1 pseudogene is annotated in these 405 nt (G+C 49.6%); it reads left to right on the top strand.

Annotated features, from left to right (window positions below):
- Positions 1–405: pseudogene (locus E3E33_RS10730) on the top strand (hypothetical protein); the annotation flags it as partial.

A 405-nucleotide genomic window follows, 5' to 3' on the forward strand; every position in this document is an offset into this window, starting at 1 on the left:
ACGGAATACCCTTTTATCGCGAAATCGAGCTGAACAAAGAGCTTGAGGTGAATGGATTTACCGCGCGCTTTGACCCAACGGACAAAAATAACGCCGACCTGAACGGTGACTATGATGGCGATGGCGTTCCCAACGCGGTGGAGCTTCTGATTGGGAAGGACCCTGCGAAGAGGGATATCCTCGGTATCGAGCTGAATATCTCAGTAGAATGGAAGATGAGCGAGGAGGACAAGAAGAACCTGATTTACAGCATCAGGAAGGCGAGTGACTTCATCTACGACTACACGGATGGCTACGCGATGATAACCAGGGTTACAATCTGGGATGACAAGAGGAACTGGGACATGGCAGATGTTAGGGTTCATAATGAGGTAGTGGACTTTTGGGAAAGGGATTCGGATGCGT

This window comes from Thermococcus sp. GR5 (assembly GCF_012027535.1).
Taxonomy (GTDB): domain Archaea; phylum Methanobacteriota_B; class Thermococci; order Thermococcales; family Thermococcaceae; genus Thermococcus; species Thermococcus onnurineus.